This is a genomic window from Sphingomonas sp. 179-I 2A4 NHS (assembly GCF_045369135.1).
In the GTDB taxonomy this organism is placed as follows: Bacteria; Pseudomonadota; Alphaproteobacteria; order Sphingomonadales; family Sphingomonadaceae; genus Sphingomonas.
Map to the genome: position 1 here is coordinate 38,127 of NZ_JBIQFL010000009.1, position 18,454 is coordinate 56,580.

The following is an 18,454-nucleotide window of genomic DNA, read 5'->3' on the forward strand; positions in this document are numbered from 1 at the left end:
CGGCCGGCCTAGGTCGCCGCCATGGCCGTCCGCTCCCTGTTCCCGACCCTCTTCTACGAGGAATCGCTCAACGATGCCGCGCTGCTCGAGGAGCTGGAAGCGTCGGTTCGCGCCTTCGCCATCGAGGATACCGCCGGCAAGCGCTGGTCGAAGGAGCACGGCTATCGCGGCTACACCTCCTATGCTTCTCTCGACGATCTGCCGCAGCGTGATCCCGCTTTTGCGGATCTGAAGCGCCACCTCGATCGGCACGTTGCGCGCTTCGCCGCCGAGTGCGGCTTCCAGCTGGGCGGGCGCAAGCTGAAGCTCGACAGCCTGTGGGTGAACCTCCTGAAGCCGGGCGGCGCGCATTCGGGGCACATCCACCCGCACAGCGTCGTCTCCGGCACCTTCTACGTCAGCGTGCCACCGGGCGCCGGCGTGCTCCGGCTCGAGGATCCCCGGCTCGGCCTGATGATGGCCGCTCCGCCACGCGACGCCACCTTCGTCCATGCGGAACCTCGCCCCGGCACGATCTTCCTGTGGGAAAGCTGGCTGCGCCACGAAGTGATGCCGAGCAGCGCGAAGGAAGATCGGATCAGCGTCAGCTTCAACTATCGCTGGTAGTCTTGGCGGTCAGGGTGGCTTCCGGCGCGCCGCCGCATTAAGGCCGCCGCCACACCTAATCTCAAGGATCTGACATGGGTTTCCGCTGCGGCATCGTGGGCCTGCCCAATGTGGGCAAGTCCACTCTCTTCAACGCGCTGACCGAAACGGCCGCGGCGCAGGCGGCGAATTATCCGTTCTGCACGATCGAGCCGAACGTCGGCAACGTCGGCGTCCCCGATCCCCGGCTGCAGAAGCTCGCCGCCGTCGCCAAGTCCGCCAAGATCATCGAGACTCAGCTCGCCTTCGTCGACATCGCCGGTCTGGTGCGCGGCGCCTCCAAGGGCGAGGGCCTGGGCAACCAGTTCCTCGGCAACATCCGCGAGGTGGACGCGATCGTCCATGTCCTGCGCTGCTTCGAGGATGGCGACGTCACCCACGTCGAGGGCAAGGTCGATCCGATCGCCGATGCCGAGACGGTCGAGACCGAGCTGATGCTGTCCGACCTCGAAAGCCTCGAAAAGCGCGTGCCCAACCTCATCAAGAAGGGCCAGCAGGGCGACAAGGAGGCCAAGATCGGCGCCAGCGTGCTGGGCCAGGCGCTCGAGCTGCTGCGCGACGGCAAGCCCGCGCGCCTCACCAAGCCCAAGGATGCCGAGGAGGAGCGCGTCTTCGCACAGGCGCAGCTGATCACCGCCAAGCCGGTGCTCTACGTCTGCAACGTCGATGAGGCGCATGCCGCCGACGGCAACGAGCTGTCCGCGCGCGTCTTTGCCAAGGCCGCGGCCGAGGGCGCCGAGGCGGTCGTCGTCTCCGCCGCGATCGAGGCGGAGATCGCCACCATGCCGGTCGAGGACCGCGGCGAGTTCCTGTCCGAGCTGGGGCTGGAGGAAACCGGCCTCGCCCGCGTGATTCGCGCCGGGTACAAGCTGCTCCACCTCCTCACCTTCTTCACCGTCGGCCCGAAGGAAGCGCGCGCCTGGACGATCCCGGCGGGATCGAAGGCGCCGCAGGCTGCGGGCGCGATCCACAGCGATTTCGAACGCGGCTTCATCCGCGCCGAAACGATCGCCTTTGACGATTATGTCGCCTGTGGCGGCGAGGCCGGCGCGCGTGAGGCGGGCAAGCTGCGACAAGAGGGCAAGGAATATGTCGTCCAGGACGGCGACGTGATGCTCTTCCGCTTCAACGTCTGATCAGACAAAAAGCCGCCGGTAGCCTCGATGCTCCCGGCGGTTTTTTCTAATCCGACCAGCATTCGGCGCTACGACGCGCCGAGGCTTCCTCAGCCCTCCAGCTCGCGCATCAGCGTACGCACCGCGCCATCGACGTCGCGATCGCTGTCGCGCAGTTCCTCGATTCGGCGCACGGCATGGATCACGGTCGAATGGTCGCGCCCCCCGAACTTGCGGCCGATCTCCGGCAGCGACCGCGTGGTCAGCCGCTTGGCGAGGTACATCGCGATCTGCCGCGGCCGTGCCACCGCCCGCGCGCGCCGCGCCGAGACGAGGTCGACCGGCTTCAGGTCGAAATGCGCCGAAACCAGCTTCTGGATTTCGTCGATCGTCACCCGCCGCTGCGCCCCGCGCAGCACGTCACCCAGCGTCGCCACCGCAAAGTCAAGGTCGATCGTCTCGCCGGTCAGCTGCGCATAAGCGACGACCCGGTTAAGCGCGCCTTCCAGCTCGCGGATGCTGCCCGTGATCCGCCCGGCCAGCAGGTCGAGCACATTGGCCGGGACTCGGGCGCCCGGCAGGTCGGCGAGCTTGCGTTGCAGGATCGTGCGGCGAAGCTCCAGCGACGGCGCCTTGATGTCGGCGACGAGGCCGATCGCCATGCGACCGACGATCCGCTGCTCGATTCCGTCGAGCGCCTGCGGGCAGCGATCGGCGGAAATCACCAGCCGCTTGCCTGCGGCCATGATCTCGTTGACGGTGTGGAAGAATTCTTCCTGGGTCGCGTCCTTGCCGGCGATGAACTGAAGGTCGTCGATCAGCAGCAGGTCCGCCGAGCGCAGCCGCGCCTTGAAGGCATAGGTGTCCCGCGCCCGCAGCGCCGAGACGAAGTCGAACATGAAGCGTTCGGCCGACATGGCGATCACCCGCGCCCCCGGCACGGCCGCGAGATAGGCGTGGCCGATGGCGTGCATCAGGTGCGTCTTGCCGAGGCCGGTGCCGGAATGAAGGAACAGCGGGCTGAACCGCACCGGGCCAGGCTCGGCCAGCGCGCGCGCGGCATTGAAGGCCACCTTGTTCGACGCGTCGACGACGAAGCGATCGAACGTCAGGCGCGGGTCGAGCACCGGCGCCTCATTCTCCGGCACGTCCGCGGCAGGCACGCTCGTCGGCGCCGCCAGGACGGCAGGGGCCGGCGCGGCGATCACCGCCGGCGCGGCGACCGCGCTCGCCGTCTCGATCGAGACGCCGCGCACCTGCGGCAGCACGGCACGAAACTCGTGCACCAGCCGCTCGGCGTAGTGATTGCGCACCCAGTTCGTCATGAACGCCGACGGCAGCGTCAGGCGGACATGCTCCATGTCGCCATTATCGTCGAGGACGATCGGCTTCAGCCACTGATCGAACAGCCGGCTGCCGGCGGATTCGCGCAGGTTGGCGCGCACACGCGCCCAAGCCCGTGCAATCTCGCTTCCTTCATCCGCCATTCGATACGATGACAACGGCACGCAGCTCTCCTCGGGCCGCGACGCAAGCGCGCAGCCACAGATCGACAACACAAAAAAGTCCCCCGATGTGGCCCCCGCCACGGTCGGTCACGACGCGGATTCGTTTGGGCGCGAAAGGCAGAGCGCCGTCGCGACAGCCATGGTTTAGGAACAGCCCGGTGAGTCGATCAAGACCGCCACCTGCCACATTTCCGAAATATAGCGGCTTGACTCGCATCGGGCCGCGCAAATCCGTCGAAATTCTTACAAGTTACTGTTTTTGCTAGCGTAAACTGCCATGCATTCAATCCGCTACAACGCGAATCGCGGAGAATCCTAGCGAATCTCGATCCGGGACAAAGTGGCCGTGATCGGGCCGTCTACGGGTCCTTCCGACTTGCAAAATCCCGGCCGCAGTTAACGCGCGGTGGCGCCCTGTTGCGAACCGCCGACGCGGCACCGACGCGGGGCATGCACGCGCTCGCGGCAATCCGATTGCACTCACAGCGCCCGTCCCCCACATAGCCGGGTAACACACCAACCGGGGCTACAATGGCGGATCCATATTCTACCCTCGGCGTGGCGCGTGGCGCCTCCGAGGCGGACATCAAGAAAGCTTATCGGAAGCTCGCGAAGGAGCTTCATCCCGATCGCAACAAGGACAATCCCAAGGCATCGGAGCGGTTCAGCCAGGTAACGGCTGCCTATGATCTGCTCAGCGACAAGGACAAACGCGCCCGGTTCGACCGCGGCGAGATCGATGCGGATGGCAACCCCACCTCGCCGTTCGGTGCCGGCTTCGGCGGCGCGCGGCCCGGTGCTGGCGGCTTTCGCGAGCAGGATTTCGGCGGCGCCGAGGGCGTCGACATGTCCGACATCTTCGAAGGCCTGTTTGGCGGCCGCGGCGGCGGCTTCTCCAGCGGCTTCGGTCGCCGCCAGCCGCCCCCCCGCGGCGCCAATACCGCCTATCGCCTTCGGGTCCCCTTCGTCGATGCCGCCGCGCTCGCACCGCAGCGAATCACGCTCGCGGACGGCAAGACGATCGATCTCAAGCTGCCGCCGGGTGTCGAGACGGGCACGCAGATGCGCCTCCCCGGCAAGGGCGAGCAGGGCCCTGGCGGTGCTGGCGACGCGATCGTCACCATCGACGTCCAGCCGCACCGCTATTTCACCCGCGATGGGGACGACGTCCGGCTCGATCTGCCGATTACGCTGAACGAGGCCGTGAAGGGCGGGCCAGTGAAGGTGCCTACCGTGGAAAAGGCGGTGATGCTCACCGTGCCCAAGCACTCCACCTCGGGCCGTACCCTGCGCCTCAAGGGCAAGGGCTTCCATCGCAAGGATGGCACCCGCGGCGATCAGCTCGTCACGCTGATGGTGGACGTGCCGTCCGGCGATGCCGCGCTGGAGACGTTCCTGGAGAGCTGGACCGGCGGTGGGAACCCGCGTGCCGGCATGGGCGTCTGACCCTTAACCCACAACAGGGGAAAGGGGATCGGTGAGCGACAGGCCCACCACGCTGACGCCGGAGGATCGGGCGCATCATGCGCGCACCCATGCGCGGGAACGGCTGAACCACCAGATCGCCAAGGTGAAGCCCGGCAGCTACGCCTTCGAGGTGCTGCGCCGGGCGGCAACCGGCGTGTACAACGATGGCTTCATCCACGCCGGCAACCTTGCCTATCTCGCGCTGATGACGGTGTTCCCGTTCTTCATCGTCGCAGCGGCGGTGCTGTCGATCTTCGGCCAGAATCACGAAACGCGCCAGGCGGTCGAATCCTTTCTCCACGTCCTGCCGCCCGACGTGGCCGACATTTTGCGCAAGCCGATCAACGACGTGTTGAAGGCCCGCACCGGCTCGCTTTTGTGGCTGGGCGGGTTCGTCGGCCTGTGGACGGTCGGCAGCTTCGTCGAGACTATCCGGGACATTTTCCGCCGCGCTTATGGCACCACCAGTTCGCAGTCGCTGTGGCGCGCGCGGCTCGGGCTCAGCCTCGGCATCGTCCTCTCAGTCATTCTCGCGCTGGTTTCGTTCCTGGTGCAGGGCCTGCTCACCGCCGCGGAACAATTCATCTACCGGCTGCTGCCGTGGGCGGAGGATGTCGCGGGATGGATCGGGATCAGCCGCGCGGTGCCGGGGCTGGTCATGTTCGGCGCGCTGTACATGCTCTTCTACTTCGTCACGCCGACGCGCTATCGTTACAGCGATAGCCGCAAATGGCCGGGCGCCTTGTTCACCACCATCTGGTGGATCGGGATGACGGCGGGGCTGCCGGTGGTTCTCTCCAGCCTCGGCGGTTACGATCTCACCTACGGCAGCCTCGCCGGCGTCGTGGTGATGCTGTTGTTCTTCTATCTGATCGGTTTGGGGCTGGTCTTCGGCGCTCATCTCAACGCAGCACTGGCGGAACCCCCAGAGACCGCGCTAGAGCAGGCGCCCACCGGAACCGGAGCGAAGGCAGCACCGTGAATTCATTGATGGCAGGCAAGCGCGGTCTCATCATGGGCCTCGCGAACGACAAGTCCCTCGCCTGGGGCATCGCCAAGAAGCTTTCCGAAGCAGGCGCCGAGCTCGCGTTCAGCTATCAGGGCGAGGCGATGGAGAAGCGCGTTCGCCCGCTCGCCGAGCAGCTGGGAAGCTCGCACCTGTTCGATTGCGACGTCAGCGACATGGGCGCGCTCGACGATACGTTCGCCAAACTCGCAGAGACCTGGCCGACGATCGACTTCGTGGTCCACGCCATCGGCTTCTCCGACAAGAACGAGTTGCGCGGCCGCTTCGTCGATACCAGCCTCGGCAACTTCCTGATGACGATGAACATCAGCGTCTATTCGTTCGTCGCCGTGGCGCAGCGCGCCGCGAAGATGATGCCGAACGGCGGCAGCCTGCTGACGTTGAGCTACTACGGCGCGGAAAAGGTCATCCCGCATTACAACGTGATGGGTCTCGCCAAGGCGGCACTTGAGACGAGCGTGCAGTACATGTCGGTCGATCTCGGGCGCGACAATATCCGGGTCAACGCGATCTCCGCCGGCCCGATCAAGACGCTCGCCGCCAGCGGCATCGGCGATTTCCGCCTCATCCTGAAGTGGAACGAACTGAATTCGCCGCTCAAGCGCAACGTCACGATCGACGAGGTCGGCGGCGCCGGCCTGTATCTCCTCAGCGATCTCGCCAGCGGCGTGACGGGGGAGATCCATCACGTCGACGCGGGCTACAATGTCATCGGCATGAAGGCGGAAGACGCGCCGGATATCGCGCTGGTCTGATCCTCGTGGCCATTGCGATTCGTCCGGCAGCGGCGGCCGACGTGCCCCGTATCGACGCCCTGCTGCGCGCGAGCTTCCCCGCGCCGGAGGAAGCGGATCTCGTGCGCGAACTGTGCCTTGCGGGCGACATGGTGCTGACGCTGGTGGCGGATGACGAGGACGGCGGGGATCTTGCCGGCACGATCGTGTTCAGCCGCATGGACGTGACGGTGAATGGCCGGTCGGTGCCTGCCGTCGCGCTGGCGCCGCTCGCCGTCGCCGCGCGCTATCGCCGCCAGGATGTGGCCGAGGCGCTGGTCGCCAGCGCGCATGAACGGCTGGAGGCTGCCGGCGTGGTGCTGAGCTTCGTCCTCGGCGATCCTCAATTCTACGGCCGCTTCGGCTATGATGCCGCGGTCGCGCGCAACTTCACCTCTCCTTATGCGGGCGACGCATTCATGGCGCTGCCGCTGCAGGGCGGCCTGGTCCCATGCGGGGTACGCGAGGCTGCCCATCACGCACCCGCCTTCGCGCGACTGGGAACGTCATGAGCTGGAATACTTTCGGGCGCGTCTTCCGCTTCACCACCTGGGGCGAATCGCACGGGCCGGCGCTCGGCGCGGTGGTCGACGGCTGCCCCCCGGGCATCACGCTCAGCGAGGCCGACATCCAGCCGTGGCTCGACAAGCGGCGCCCCGGCACCTCGCGCTTCACCACCCAGCGCCGCGAGCCGGATCAGGTCCGCATCCTCTCCGGCGTTTTCGAGGGTCGCACCACCGGCACGCCGATCAGCCTGATGATCGAGAATGTGGACCAGCGCTCGAAGGACTATTCCGACGTTGCTGTGGCTTATCGACCCGGCCATGCCGATTACGCCTATGACACGAAGTACGGCTTCCGCGATTATCGCGGCGGCGGGCGCTCGTCCGCGCGCGAGACGGCGGCGCGGGTGGCGGCTGGCGCGATCGCGCGGGCGGTGATCCCCGCGGTGCGCATCCGCGCCTGGGTCGAGGCGATCGGCGGCGACACGATCGATTACGCTGCGTTCGACGATGCCGTGATCGACACCAACCCGTTCTTCTGCCCCGATCCTGCCGCCGCGCTGCGCTGGGAAGCGAAGGTCGATGCTGCCCGCAAGGCCGGTTCATCGCTTGGCGCGGTCGTCGCCTGCGAGGCCACCGGCGTTCCTGCCGGCTGGGGCGCACCGCTTTATGCCAAGCTCGACAGCGAGCTTGCTGCCGCGGCCATGTCGATCAATGCGGTGAAGGGTGTTGAGATCGGCGACGGCTTCGCCGCCGCAGCGCTGTCGGGCGAAGAGAATGCCGATCCGATGCGGCCGGGCGAAAACGGGCCGGAATTCCTCGCAAATCATGCCGGCGGTGTCACTGGCGGTATTTCTACCGGCCAACCGCTGCGCATTCGTGTCGCTTTCAAACCAACCAGTTCCATTCTGACGCCAGTTCCCACCATTTCGCGCACGGGAATGCCCACCGAAATAGCGACGAAGGGGCGCCACGACCCGTGCGTCGGCATCCGCGGCGTGCCTGTTGTCGAGGCGATGGTAGCTCTCGTGCTCGCCGATCAATATCTGCTGCACCGCGCGCAATGTGGCTGAGTCGTCGCACAGGCGACGAACAGGGTTAACCCAGATCAGAAAAGCATAGGGAATCTCCCGATTGGGGATAAACCGTATGGTAAAGCGAGCCATTTGCAGGTTCGGCCGATGAACCTTTGCGGTTTTGATCGGTTATTATGGGGTCACGGGAAAACACATAGGAGATATCCCATGAAGCCCTTTATGCTGATGGCTGCTGCTGCCCTGGTCCTTCCGGGTGCTGCGATCGCCCAGAGCGCCGGTGGCCAGTCCACCACCCCTTCGACGACCCAGTCGGCAGATCCGCAGTCGAGCACTGATCCGTCATCGACCACGACGGACTCGTCGAGCAGCCGCACGGATCGCACCTCGCCTTCCACGAGCGACACGATGAGCCCGAACAGCGGCACGACGACGACTGATCCGTCGGCAACGACCAGCCCGACCGATCCGTCCACGACGACGCCGACGACCCCGCCGCAGGGGTAATCGGACTAGACCGATAGGTCAGGAAGGCCCGGCAGTTCAGCTGTCGGGCCTTTCCGCATATAGTCCGGGGAACCCGCCACCGACGGGTGCGTCTTCGAAGAGAGCCGAGGAGCGATCCAATGCGTTTCGCCGCTATTCTCTTCAGTACCGCCTTCATTGGGGCGCCAGCCTCGGCGCAACTCGCCGACAGCCTGTCACGGCGCCTTGAACCGAACGCCCTGGACCCCGCGGTCCCGCCGCCGCCTAGCAGCTCTGCGACGCGCGACAGCCTCTCGCAGGCGGAACGTGAACGGGCGGAGCAGCAGGGACGCGACGCTGCACGCGCATCGCTTCCGCCAGCCTCGACGCTGAATGATGGTCCTGCCGGCGTGCAACGTATCGGATCCGGCGTGGCCTCGCCGCCAGCGCCATCGGCCCAGCCTCTCCCACCACGCTAAGACAAAGGAGTGCCATCATGCGCATTGCCACCGCCGGCAGTATCGCGATCCTCGCTTTGTCGACCGCCGCGATTGCCCAGGTCGGCAACCCCGGGATGCAGACGAGCAACAACATGATCATCGCCCACGTCGGCGGGCCGGGCGACACGCCCGCGTCGCCACCGGCCGAAGACAGCATGAATTCCGCCGACAACATGCTCGACGATTCGGCTTCTCCGCCGCCGAACGAGCCGAAGTAACGGCCTGGCCCGGCTCCGGCCTCGTTAACCTCGATCTGTGCCGCCGCGAGACGGCAGCAACTTTGGCAACGAAAAAGCTACGCTGATCCATTACAGGCCCGCTTCGGCATGGTCATGGATCGTCGATGAGCACCGTCGCGCTGCATCCCAGCGAGCGCGCCGCCCTGCGCCTCGCGCGGCGGCGATGGCAGCGACGCGCCTGGGCGCGAGCAGCGGCCGTCGCGACGCCGATCGTCATGATCATCGGCCTGCCGGTCATTGCCACCTTGCCTTCGCTTCTATCGGCGCAGCGTGGGGGCCAGACGTCAGCTGGCGTGGTCTCGAACTCGAAGGATGCGAACTGGGCGGCGCAGATCGCGTCCCCGGGACGAGGCGTCACCGGGACCGCTGAATTACCGCCCGAACCGGTCGACGGCAGCGCACTAGCTTTCACTACCAGCGCGGGTGTCACACCAGCGCTGCCGTTCTCGATACGGGGTATCAACCCGCTCGATCGCGCGCGTGCCACCGAGTGCCTGACCGCGGCTATTTATTATGAGGCCGCTTCCGAACCCGACGATGGCCAGCGGGCGGTGGCGCAGGTCGTGCTCAACCGCGTTCGGCACCCCGCCTTTCCGTCCACCGTGTGCGGCGTCGTCTATCAGGGCGCGCACCGGGGCACCGGCTGCCAGTTCAGCTTTGCTTGCGATGGCGCATCGGCGCGTATTCCCTCGCGCGCCGGCTGGGCGCGGGCCGCGCGGATCGCGGCCACTGCGCTAAGCGGGTATGTCTTTTCGCCTGTCGGGCTCGCCACCCATTACCATACCTACGCGGTCACACCGGCGTGGAACCGCACGCTGGTGATGACCGACGCGATTGGCGCCCACTTCTTCCATCGCTGGAAGGGATTCTGGGGCACGCCGCTCGCCTTCCCCCAACGTTATGTGGGACGCGAACCTTTGGCAGGGCCGGCCGCGCCGGCCTCCATTTCCCCAATCATCGCTATCTCTCATCCCGTCCGGGTGGTTCCAGCCGCGGCCCCTGCGCCGCAGGTGCGCCCCGAGCATGAGGATAGCGGCACGGCACTCGTTACACCGTCGCAGAACAAGCTGCCGGAATCGCAAGTGCTTGATCGCTGGAAGGATGCCGGCAAGCCGCTACGCTAGGGCTTAGCCCTATTCCATCCCGATGCGGATCGCGGCAGCGGCGACGATCGGCGCGCCGACCACCAGCAGCAGGCTCACCGCACCCAGCAACTTCAGGCTGCCTCCGCCACCATCGATCGCCCCAGCGCCGAAGATCAGCAAGGGAATGGCGAGCGGCAGCATCACCAGCCCCGCTACGGCGCCGGCACCGCGCAACCCCGCCGTCAGTGCTGCGGTCGCTACGGCCAACGCGGCCAGCCCGGGTGTCCCGATCAGAAGGCCCGCCTCGACCGCAAGCAACGTGGCGCTATCGATCCCCAGCAGCGCCGCGGACACCAATGCGGCCATCATCACCGGCGGCGCAAAGACCAGCCAATGGCCCATCATCTTCGCCGCTGCAGCCGCAACGAGCGAGTGGCGACGCACGACCAGCTGGTCGAACACGCCTGCGTCCAGATCCGGCCCGATCAGACGCTCCACCGGCAGAAGCGCGGCTAGCAGGGCCGCTGCCCAAATCACGCCGCCACCGACCCGCGCCAGCACGCGGGCATCCGGCCCGATCGCGAACGGGAACAGCACCGAGACGAGAAGGAAAAAGCTGACGATCAACGTCGCGCCGCCGCCCGCGTAGCCCCGCCGAACCTCGCGCCGTACGAGCGCGATCATGCGTCCACCGACGCAAAGTGGCTGAGATCGACCGCCTGCGCGCCGGGTGAGGCGATCGGCTGATGCGTCGCGACGATGGCAATTCCGCCCCTCGCGCGATGCGCTGCGATCGCCGCCTCCAGCAGCTGGATCGATCCCGCATCAAGCCCTGTGGCGGGTTCATCCAGCAACCAGATCGCAGCGCCGCCAGCGATCACCCGCGCCAGTGCCGCCCGCCGCCGCTGCCCGGTCGACAACAGCCTGACGGGCACATCGGCAAGCGCGGACAGCCCCACATCGGCAAGTGCCTTCGCCACCCGTTTGCGGGGGTCATCAGCCGCGTCGAACGTCGCCCAGAAATGTAGCGCCGCGGCGAGCAGCCGATCATTGTCGAGAGCGCTCGCCTCGCCCATCAAAGCGATGCTGCCGCTCGCCGTTACATCGCCAGCGAACGGCAGCAACAGGCCGGCGATCACACGCAAGAGGCTCGATTTGCCGCAGCCATTCGGCCCGCTGATGATCAGCGCATCTCCGGCGGCCAGCGAGAAGCTGACGTGATCGAACAGCAGGCGCCCGCTGCGCCGACAGGCAAGATCGCGTACGTCGAGCCCCCCGCTCAATCGCCCACCGCGTCCTCGAGCGCGTGCATGTCGTCATCGCTGAGGCCGAAGTGGTGGCCGATCTCGTGGATCGTCACGTGCGCCACCAAATCATCGAGCCGCACGCCGGTCTCGCACCATTCGGCGAGGATCGCCTGGCGATAGAGGTGTATGCGATCGGGAAGCGCGCCGGACTCAAAGGCGGATTTGTCACCGATCGGGCGGCCATGATATACACCGCTCAGGTCAAGCGGATGCTCAATCCCAAGGTTCGCGAGCGTCTCCGCATCTGCTTCTTCCTCGACGATCAGAACGACGTCGCCGAGATGCGCGCGAAATTCCGCCGGAAGCCGCTCGATGACATGCCGCGCATGGCGCTCGATCGCATCGAGCGAGGGCGGTTCGCCCGGAAGGTCTTGTCCGCTCATCGCCTTTGGCCATAGGCGTTGAGCTTCACACAGGACAAGCTTGTCTGAAGGGGAGCGCGCGATGGTAGATCAGCTGAGCGAGGCGGAACGCGCCGATGCGCTCGATAGCCTGCCGGACTGGGACTATGACGAAGGGCGAGACGCGATCACGCGGACCATCGTCTTCACCGATTTCGCCGAGGCATTCGGCTTCATGACGCAGGTCGCGCTGATCGCCGAAAAGGCCGACCACCACCCGGAGTGGACCAATGTCTGGAACCGGGTCGAAATCACACTGACGACGCACGACGCGGGCGGCTTGTCCGAACGCGATATCGATCTCGCCGGCGCAATCGATTCGATCCTCGACGGCTGACATGGGGATCTTCCTCACGCTCGCGCTGCAGGCGGCGACGCTTGGTGCCACCAACTACGCCGCCGACGCACCGATGAAGGCGCCCGTAGCAACGCCCAGCTTCGCCGATGAGTTCGAAGGCCCGGCCATCGACAAGAGCAAATGGCGCTACGACACCGCGTTCAACGCCAAGGGCTGGTTCAACAACGAACTTCAATATTACTCGGCCGATCGTCCGAAGAATGCCCGGATCGAGGACGGCCATCTGGTAATCGAGGCGCATGCCGAAGTAGCGGACAAGGCGCAGTTTCCCGATACCGGTGGCCAGCGGTACACCTCAGCGAAGCTCGTGACGCAGCAGCGGCACGGCTACGGCTTCTACGAAGTACGCGCGAAGCTGCCATGCGGGCGCGGCAGCTGGCCGGCGATCTGGCTGCTTCCGATCGGCGACAAATGGCCGGGCGGCGGCGAGATAGATGTGATGGAGATGGTCGGCTGGGACCCCAACGTGATCCACGCGACGCTTCACACCGATGCCTTCAACCATGCGAAGGGGACGCAACGCGGCGCGCAACGCACCGTGCCGGACGCGTGCACGGCGTTCCACCGGTACCAGCTGGATTGGCAACCGGACACGATCACCATCGGCATCGACGACCGCGCGGTCATGCGCGTCGTCAATGATCAGCCCGGTGGCAAGGCCGCATGGCCGTTCACCAAGCCTTACGATCTGATCCTCAACTTAGCCGTGGGCGGTGACTGGGGCGGAAAGCAAGGCGTAGACGCCGCCGCCTTCCCGCAGCGGATGACCGTGGACTACGTTCGCTACTGGCAGCGCAAATAACGACTGATCTTCAGCGCCGGCTGCGGACGCTCGTCATGGCGGCGCCACCGGCAAAGGTCAGCAGCGCCAGCGTCAGCAGCACGGCCCCGAAGTCCTGCGGCGTCGCGAGTGACCAGGTCAGCAGCGGGCCGAGCAACGCGGGCAAAGTGTTGGTGAGGTTGAGCAGGCCAAGATCTCGCCCGCGGTGCGCGGGATCCGGCAGCAATTGCATCGCGAACGCAGCGTGAAGCGTCAGGAACACTGCCGACCCGATCGCATAAGCGGCAAAGCCCAGCGCCGCCCACCGCCAGTCTGCCGCGAATGCCATCATCACCAGGCCGACCGACGCCAGCGACGCGCCAGCCACCAGCGTCGGCTTGCGCCGGCCGAAATGATCCGACATCCGGCCGGCAGCCACAGCGGCCGGCAGCGACAGGACGTAGACGATCGTCAGGAGATGCCCGACGCGCGGCGCAAGATCTTCCGGCTCAGCGTCCGGCACGATGCTCTCGAAATAATAGAGCAGGTAAAGCGACAGCGCGTTGCCCGCCACTTGCGCCAAGAGCCGCGCCGCCCAGGTGACGACCAAATCCCGCCGACGCTGCTCCATCTCGGTCGGCTGCGGCGCGGAAACGATGGCCTTGCGCGCTCGTGTCGCCAGCAGCGGGGTCACACAGACGAATACGGCCGCCGCCACAATCGTCAGCCGTTCCGCCTCCGGCAGCAGACGCATACCGACAAGTGCCGCCGAAACGCCGGACGCAACCGGCACCGCGGCGGCGAGCAGTCCTCCTGCCACGCCCTTTTGCGCGTCAGGCACTTCGTCGGCCATGATCGCAAGAAGCGGGGCGAGCATGGCGTTCACCGCCACCTGGAACAGCGTTACCGCGAGGATGATCGCTGCCGAAGACGCCGCAGCGGCGACAGCGGCATAGGACAGGACGGTCGCGATCAGCCCGAAGCACAGCCACCTTCGCCGGCCTTGTCCCCGCGCCACGCTGCGGTCGCTCAGCCAGCCGAACAGCACGTTCGCACCGCTCGCGGCCAACGCGCCGGCAATGATCGTCGCGCTGAACACCCCGATCCGTGCCTCTCCGGCGAGCGCCTCGATCTTGAGTGGCAGGAGGAGCGTGAGCAGCGGAAGATAAGCGACGACACCGCCGGTGTAGGCCAGCGCATAGAGTAGCAGAAAGCCCGTCGACCGATGTCGGTCTTGGCTGATACGGGCGGGGGAAGCTGGCATGAACTGCCTTGTTGTGCGCCCGCCGGGCAGGTTCGACAACCGCCTCCGAACACAAGCAATTTGGCGCTCGGTGCTAGCGGAGGACACGACGACCGCGCGGGTAAGGCTGGACAGCGCCGACATCGCAGGCGATCGCTGTGTGAACGAACGAGACGAAGGGGAAAGAGGATGGACCTGCAGCTCGCCGGAAAGGCAATTTTCGTCGCCGGGGGCAGCCGCGGCATCGGGCTCGGGATCGTGGAGGCGTGCATGACCGAAGGCGCCCGCGTTGCGATCACCGCTCGGGGCGCGGAGGCACTGGCGGCCACCCACGCCGATCTGGCGAACCGCTATGGTGCCGACAGCATCCGCAGCTTCGCCGGCGACATGACGCTTTCCGCCACGATCGACGAAGCCCTGGCGGACGCTGAAGCGGCTTTTGGGCCTCTCTGGGGTGCGGTCGCCAATGTCGGACTCCACCCCTGCCCACCGGGCTTCGACGTCGATGACGCCACGTGGCGCGGCGGCTTCGCCCAGAACCTCGATTCCGCCTTCTTCCTTGCCCGCGCGGCACTACGCGGCATGACCCAGCGGCAGGAAGGCGCAGTACTGATGATCAGCTCGATCGCCGGGCTGGCCGCGAAGGGCACACCGCTCACCTACGGCACCGCGAAGGCAGCGATGAACCATCTGTCGAAGGAATTGGCGGTCATCGCCGGGCCGTCTGGCGTGCGCGTCAACGCAATCGCGCCCGGCAACATCATTTTCCCGGGCGGCGAATGGGAGGAACGTGCCAACGGCCCACGGTCGGAAACCTGGCTCCGCTGGATCAAGCGCGAGGTGCCGATGAACCGCTTCGGACGACCGGAGGAGATCGGCCGCGTCGCTTCCTTCCTCCTAAGTCCGATGGCAAGCTTCGTCACCGGCGCGGTGATTCCGGTCGACGGTGGTCAGGATCGTTAGCGCGCTGCCTCACATACGGTGAGATAGCGCGTCCAGTGCGGCGAAGATGTGAGCGCGCAGGCTCGGCTCGCGCGTCATCTCCAGCATTGCGCTGAGGCTGGAGCGCGCATCGGCGACGTTCCCGCGCAGCAACTCCAGCCGCGCCCGCTCCCACCAGCCATGGCCGTAGGACGGGGCGATTGTGGTGATGCGCCGATAGACCGTCAGGGCGCGCTCCAGATTGCCTGCCCCCTCCGCGCGCGTTGCCTGGTTCATCAGCAGGCGCACCAGCACCGCCCGGTTCGTCATCGCCGCCAGATGCTCGCTCGTCGGGCTCACGCCGGGGCCAAGCGCGCGTTCAAGCAGGGCAGAGAGGTGATCCGGGTCGACGATGACGCCACCAGCGAAGGCATCCACCAGCACCGACTCCACGCCCGAGCCGATCCTCAGCAGGACATGGCCGGGCGTGTTCAGCACATCCGCAGCCCAGCTGAGCCGCCGCGCCGCCGCGACATAGAGGATCGACAGGCTGACCGGCAGGCCGCGCCGACGATCAATGACACGGATCAGATCGGCATTGTCCGGATCATCGTAGCTCTCCGAATCCCCAATGAAGCCATATTCGTCGGCAATCACCTGAGCGAGGATCGCGGCACGATGCGCCGCCGTCTCCGCGTCCCCGCCCGTGATGACCAGTCGCTCCGTCATCTCCGTGAGCAGATCGACGTAAGGCGTCAGCGATACGTCCGGGTGATCGAGCTTGGCCAGTTTCAGGGCGTCGGCATCGAGCAGGATCGCTTCGTCGTCGAGCAGCCCAAGATGAGCAATCGCGTCTTCCATGATGGGCAGACGTGTGCCGCCCCGACGAGTTCCCGGCCACCCCTAATGACGTTGACGCAGGTTGCGGCGGCACGGCCCCTACACGGCAGGAACTCACGGCCGCCATGTGGATTCATTCTGGCAAAAGGAGAAGAACGATGTCCGATGACAAGAGCAAGCGGGGCGCCGCTGACCGGCGAACCGTGGCCGCTGGCGAAGGCTATGAACTGGCCTATTTTGCCGGCAAGCATGGGCTGTCGCAGGAAGTCGCCCGCAAGCTGATCGACGAGGTCGGCAATGATCGCGCGAAGCTGGATGCCGCTGCCGAAGAATTGACCAAGGTCGGCTGATCGCGGCAGCCCACGTGAAGATCGCGACCTACAACGTAAACGGCGTCAACGGTCGCCTACCCGTCCTGCTGCGGTGGCTGGAGGAGGCGGCTCCGGACATCGTCGTCCTTCAGGAGCTGAAGGCGCCCGACGAGCGTTTCCCCGCCGCAGCGATCAACGCCGCGGGCTATCAAGCGCTGTGGCACGGCCAGAAAAGCTGGAATGGAGTCGCCATCCTCTCGCGCGTGGGGTCGATCCACGAAACGCGCCGGGGCCTGCCGGAGGATCCCGACCCGACCCAGAGCCGCTATATCGAGGCGGCAGTCAACGGCATCATCATCGCCGGGCTCTACATGCCCAACGGAAACCCGCGGCCAGGGCCAAAGTTCGACTATAAACTCGAATGGTTCGATCGCCTGGTCGATCATGCAAAGGAGTTGCTGGGCTCCGGCGCATCGGTCGTGCTCGCCGGCGATTTCAACGTGATGCCGACCGAGTTGGACGTGTACAAGCCGGAGCGCTGGACGCAGGACGCGCTGTTCGTGCCGGACGTCCGGTCGCGATACGCGAAGTTGCTGGCGCAGGGGTGGACGGACGCAGTGCGCCATCTCCACCCGGCCGAGCGCATCTACACCTTCTGGGATTACTTCCGGAATGCGTTCGCGCGCGACGCAGGCCTGCGCATCGATCACTTGCTGCTCAGCCCCGCGATTGCACCGCGCCTGAAGGCCGCCGGCGTCGATCGCCATGTGCGCAGCTGGGAAAAGACCAGCGACCACGCCCCGACATGGATGGAGCTTAGCTAGCGGGTTGAACCTCGCGGAAACGGCGGCATGCTGCTAACGGCAGGCGCCCTGCCACAATATGAGCCTGCCACCGCGATGAACGTCGATTTGTTCGACTTCGACCTCCCGACCGACCGGATCGCCCTTCGCCCTGCCCAGCCGCGTGATGCGGCGCGCCTCTTGGTGCTCGACGGCTCGGCCACGATTGACCGCGTCATGACCGATCTGCCGTCACAGCTGCGCGCCGGCGATCTGCTGGTTTTCAACGATACGCGCGTGATCCCCGCCCAGCTGGAGGGCACGCGCGGCAACGCGCGGGTCGGCGCGACGTTACACAAGCGCGAGGGGCCTCGCCGTTGGCGCGCGTTCGTCCGCAACGCGAAGCGGCTCCGTGACGGTGACGAGATCGATTTCGACAATGGTGTCAGCGCGGTGGCGGGGGATCGCGCGGCCGATGGCAGCTTCGCCCTCGAATTCGCGGGGGAGGAACCGGTCGAACTGCTGCTGGAACGCGCCGGACGCATGCCGCTGCCGCCGTATATCGCTGCGAAGCGCCCCACCGATGAACGCGACGCCGACGATTACCAGACGATGTTCGCGCGAGAAGCCGGCGCCGTCGCCGCGCCGACCGCAGCACTTCACTTCACGCCCGCGCTAATGGCTGCGCTTGATCAGGCGGGCATCGGCCACGCTACGCTGACGCTTCACGTCGGCGCCGGCACCTTCCTTCCGGTCAAGGCAAACGACACCGCGGATCATGCCATGCATGCTGAATGGGGCCGCATCGACGCCGTGACAGCCGAACGTCTCAACGCAGTGCGCGCGGCCGGCGGGCGGATCGTCGCCGTCGGCACCACATCGCTTCGCCTGATCGAGAGCGCGACGAACGAGGACGGCGTCGTCCAGCCGTTTGAAGGCGATACCTCCATCTTCATCACCCCCGGCTACCGCTTCCGCGGCATCGACGGCCTTCTGACCAACTTCCACTTGCCGCGATCAACCCTGTTCATGCTGGTATCGGCGCTGATGGGGCTCGACCGGATGCAGGCGGCCTATGCGCATGCGATTGCCCAGCGTTACCGCTTTTATTCCTACGGCGACGCATCATTGCTGCTGCCTTGAGGCGGCATTTCATGAGAACGGCCGGCG

22 protein-coding genes are annotated in these 18,454 nt (G+C 66.2%); 15 read left to right on the forward strand and 7 right to left on the reverse strand.

Going from position 1 to position 18,454, the window contains the following annotated elements:
• The first annotated feature begins 21 nt into the window (after positions 1-21).
• A complete protein-coding gene (locus ACH0CP_RS14550; protein ID WP_294442808.1) occupies positions 22-606 on the forward strand; it encodes a TIGR02466 family protein in 585 nt (194 codons plus the stop codon).
• Positions 607-680: 74 nt separating this feature from the next.
• On the forward strand, positions 681-1,781 hold the full coding sequence (gene ychF, locus ACH0CP_RS14555; protein ID WP_294442807.1) for a redox-regulated ATPase YchF: 1,101 nt from the start codon (positions 681-683) through the stop codon (positions 1,779-1,781).
• Between the two features lie 89 nt (positions 1,782-1,870).
• Here the strand turns inward: ychF and dnaA are convergent, their stop codons facing one another.
• Positions 1,871-3,247 carry a chromosomal replication initiator protein DnaA gene (gene dnaA, locus ACH0CP_RS14560; protein ID WP_294442854.1) on the reverse strand — a complete coding sequence of 459 codons (1,377 nt, stop codon included), beginning with the start codon at positions 3,245-3,247 and terminating at the stop codon, positions 1,871-1,873.
• A 552-nt stretch (positions 3,248-3,799) separates the two neighbouring features.
• Between dnaA and ACH0CP_RS14565 the strand changes: the two genes are divergently transcribed.
• The 5 genes from ACH0CP_RS14565 to aroC are packed head-to-tail and all read left to right on the forward strand — an operon-like array spanning position 3,800 to position 8,111.
• Positions 3,800-4,714, forward strand: a complete 915-nt coding sequence (locus ACH0CP_RS14565; protein ID WP_294442806.1) for a J domain-containing protein — start codon at positions 3,800-3,802, stop codon at positions 4,712-4,714.
• 31 nt (positions 4,715-4,745) lie between these two features.
• A complete protein-coding gene (locus ACH0CP_RS14570; RefSeq protein ID WP_294442805.1) occupies positions 4,746-5,717 on the forward strand; it encodes a YihY/virulence factor BrkB family protein in 972 nt (323 codons plus the stop codon).
• Between the two features lie 8 nt (positions 5,718-5,725).
• Positions 5,726-6,517, forward strand: coding sequence for an enoyl-ACP reductase FabI (gene fabI, locus ACH0CP_RS14575; RefSeq protein ID WP_406875763.1), 792 nt, complete (start codon positions 5,726-5,728; stop codon positions 6,515-6,517).
• Positions 6,518-6,522: 5 nt separating this feature from the next.
• Positions 6,523-7,047, forward strand: coding sequence for a GNAT family N-acetyltransferase (locus tag ACH0CP_RS14580; protein WP_294442803.1), 525 nt, complete (start codon positions 6,523-6,525; stop codon positions 7,045-7,047).
• Positions 7,044-8,111: a chorismate synthase gene (gene aroC, locus ACH0CP_RS14585; RefSeq protein ID WP_294442802.1), complete on the forward strand. Its 1,068-nt coding sequence runs from the start codon at positions 7,044-7,046 to the stop codon at positions 8,109-8,111. Before ACH0CP_RS14580 ends, aroC begins: the two co-directional genes overlap by 4 nt.
• Positions 8,112-8,254: 143 nt before the next feature.
• On the opposite strand, the gene ACH0CP_RS14590 is transcribed toward aroC, so the two are convergent.
• Positions 8,255-8,548: a hypothetical protein gene (locus ACH0CP_RS14590; protein WP_294442801.1), complete on the reverse strand. Its 294-nt coding sequence runs from the start codon at positions 8,546-8,548 to the stop codon at positions 8,255-8,257.
• A gap of 485 nt (positions 8,549-9,033) precedes the next feature.
• Between ACH0CP_RS14590 and ACH0CP_RS14595 the strand changes: the two genes are divergently transcribed.
• Both ACH0CP_RS14595 and ACH0CP_RS14600 read left to right on the forward strand, forming a co-directional pair.
• Positions 9,034-9,255 (forward strand): hypothetical protein, encoded by a 222-nt coding sequence (locus tag ACH0CP_RS14595; protein ID WP_294442800.1) that lies wholly within the window; start codon positions 9,034-9,036, stop codon positions 9,253-9,255.
• A gap of 125 nt (positions 9,256-9,380) precedes the next feature.
• Positions 9,381-10,400, forward strand: a complete 1,020-nt coding sequence (locus ACH0CP_RS14600; protein WP_406888394.1) for a cell wall hydrolase — start codon at positions 9,381-9,383, stop codon at positions 10,398-10,400.
• A gap of 9 nt (positions 10,401-10,409) precedes the next feature.
• On the opposite strand, the gene ACH0CP_RS14605 is transcribed toward ACH0CP_RS14600, so the two are convergent.
• Genes ACH0CP_RS14605 through ACH0CP_RS14615 form a run of 3 tightly spaced genes read right to left on the reverse strand, consistent with a single transcriptional unit; the run spans position 10,410 to position 12,051 of the window.
• Entirely contained in the window at positions 10,410-11,045 is a 636-nt protein-coding gene (locus ACH0CP_RS14605) for a heme exporter protein CcmB (RefSeq protein ID WP_294442798.1), read from the reverse strand.
• Entirely contained in the window at positions 11,042-11,644 is a 603-nt protein-coding gene (ccmA, locus tag ACH0CP_RS14610; protein ID WP_294442797.1) for a heme ABC exporter ATP-binding protein CcmA, read from the reverse strand. Before ccmA ends, ACH0CP_RS14605 begins: the two co-directional genes overlap by 4 nt.
• On the reverse strand, positions 11,641-12,051 hold the full coding sequence (locus ACH0CP_RS14615; RefSeq protein WP_294442796.1) for a metallopeptidase family protein: 411 nt from the start codon (positions 12,049-12,051) through the stop codon (positions 11,641-11,643). Before ACH0CP_RS14615 ends, ccmA begins: the two co-directional genes overlap by 4 nt.
• Before the next feature lie 61 nt (positions 12,052-12,112).
• On the opposite strand from ACH0CP_RS14615, the gene ACH0CP_RS14620 reads away from it, so the two are divergent.
• A complete protein-coding gene (locus ACH0CP_RS14620) occupies positions 12,113-12,406 on the forward strand; it encodes a 4a-hydroxytetrahydrobiopterin dehydratase (protein WP_294442795.1) in 294 nt (97 codons plus the stop codon).
• 1 nt (position 12,407) lies between these two features.
• Positions 12,408-13,229 (forward strand): glycoside hydrolase family 16 protein, encoded by an 822-nt coding sequence (locus ACH0CP_RS14625; RefSeq protein ID WP_294442794.1) that lies wholly within the window; start codon positions 12,408-12,410, stop codon positions 13,227-13,229.
• A gap of 10 nt (positions 13,230-13,239) precedes the next feature.
• Here the strand turns inward: ACH0CP_RS14625 and ACH0CP_RS14630 are convergent, their stop codons facing one another.
• Positions 13,240-14,451 (reverse strand): MFS transporter, encoded by a 1,212-nt coding sequence (locus ACH0CP_RS14630; RefSeq protein WP_294442793.1) that lies wholly within the window; start codon positions 14,449-14,451, stop codon positions 13,240-13,242.
• Positions 14,452-14,619: 168 nt separating this feature from the next.
• Here ACH0CP_RS14630 and ACH0CP_RS14635 point away from each other — a divergent pair, with 168 nt between their 5' ends.
• On the forward strand, positions 14,620-15,393 hold the full coding sequence (locus ACH0CP_RS14635) for an SDR family NAD(P)-dependent oxidoreductase (RefSeq protein WP_294442792.1): 774 nt from the start codon (positions 14,620-14,622) through the stop codon (positions 15,391-15,393).
• A 9-nt stretch (positions 15,394-15,402) separates the two neighbouring features.
• Here the strand turns inward: ACH0CP_RS14635 and ACH0CP_RS14640 are convergent, their stop codons facing one another.
• Complete coding sequence (locus tag ACH0CP_RS14640; RefSeq protein ID WP_294442791.1) at positions 15,403-16,212, reverse strand: SirB1 family protein; 810 nt, start codon at positions 16,210-16,212, stop codon at positions 15,403-15,405.
• A gap of 137 nt (positions 16,213-16,349) precedes the next feature.
• Between ACH0CP_RS14640 and ACH0CP_RS14645 the strand changes: the two genes are divergently transcribed.
• From ACH0CP_RS14645 to queA, 3 genes are all read left to right on the forward strand, one after another.
• Complete coding sequence (locus ACH0CP_RS14645) at positions 16,350-16,541, forward strand: DUF3606 domain-containing protein (RefSeq protein ID WP_294442790.1); 192 nt, start codon at positions 16,350-16,352, stop codon at positions 16,539-16,541.
• Between the two features lie 14 nt (positions 16,542-16,555).
• On the forward strand, positions 16,556-17,326 hold the full coding sequence (gene xth, locus ACH0CP_RS14650; RefSeq protein WP_294442789.1) for an exodeoxyribonuclease III: 771 nt from the start codon (positions 16,556-16,558) through the stop codon (positions 17,324-17,326).
• Positions 17,327-17,401: 75 nt separating this feature from the next.
• Positions 17,402-18,427 carry a tRNA preQ1(34) S-adenosylmethionine ribosyltransferase-isomerase QueA gene (queA, locus tag ACH0CP_RS14655; protein WP_294442853.1) on the forward strand — a complete coding sequence of 342 codons (1,026 nt, stop codon included), beginning with the start codon at positions 17,402-17,404 and terminating at the stop codon, positions 18,425-18,427.
• The last annotated feature ends 27 nt before the right edge of the window (positions 18,428-18,454 follow it).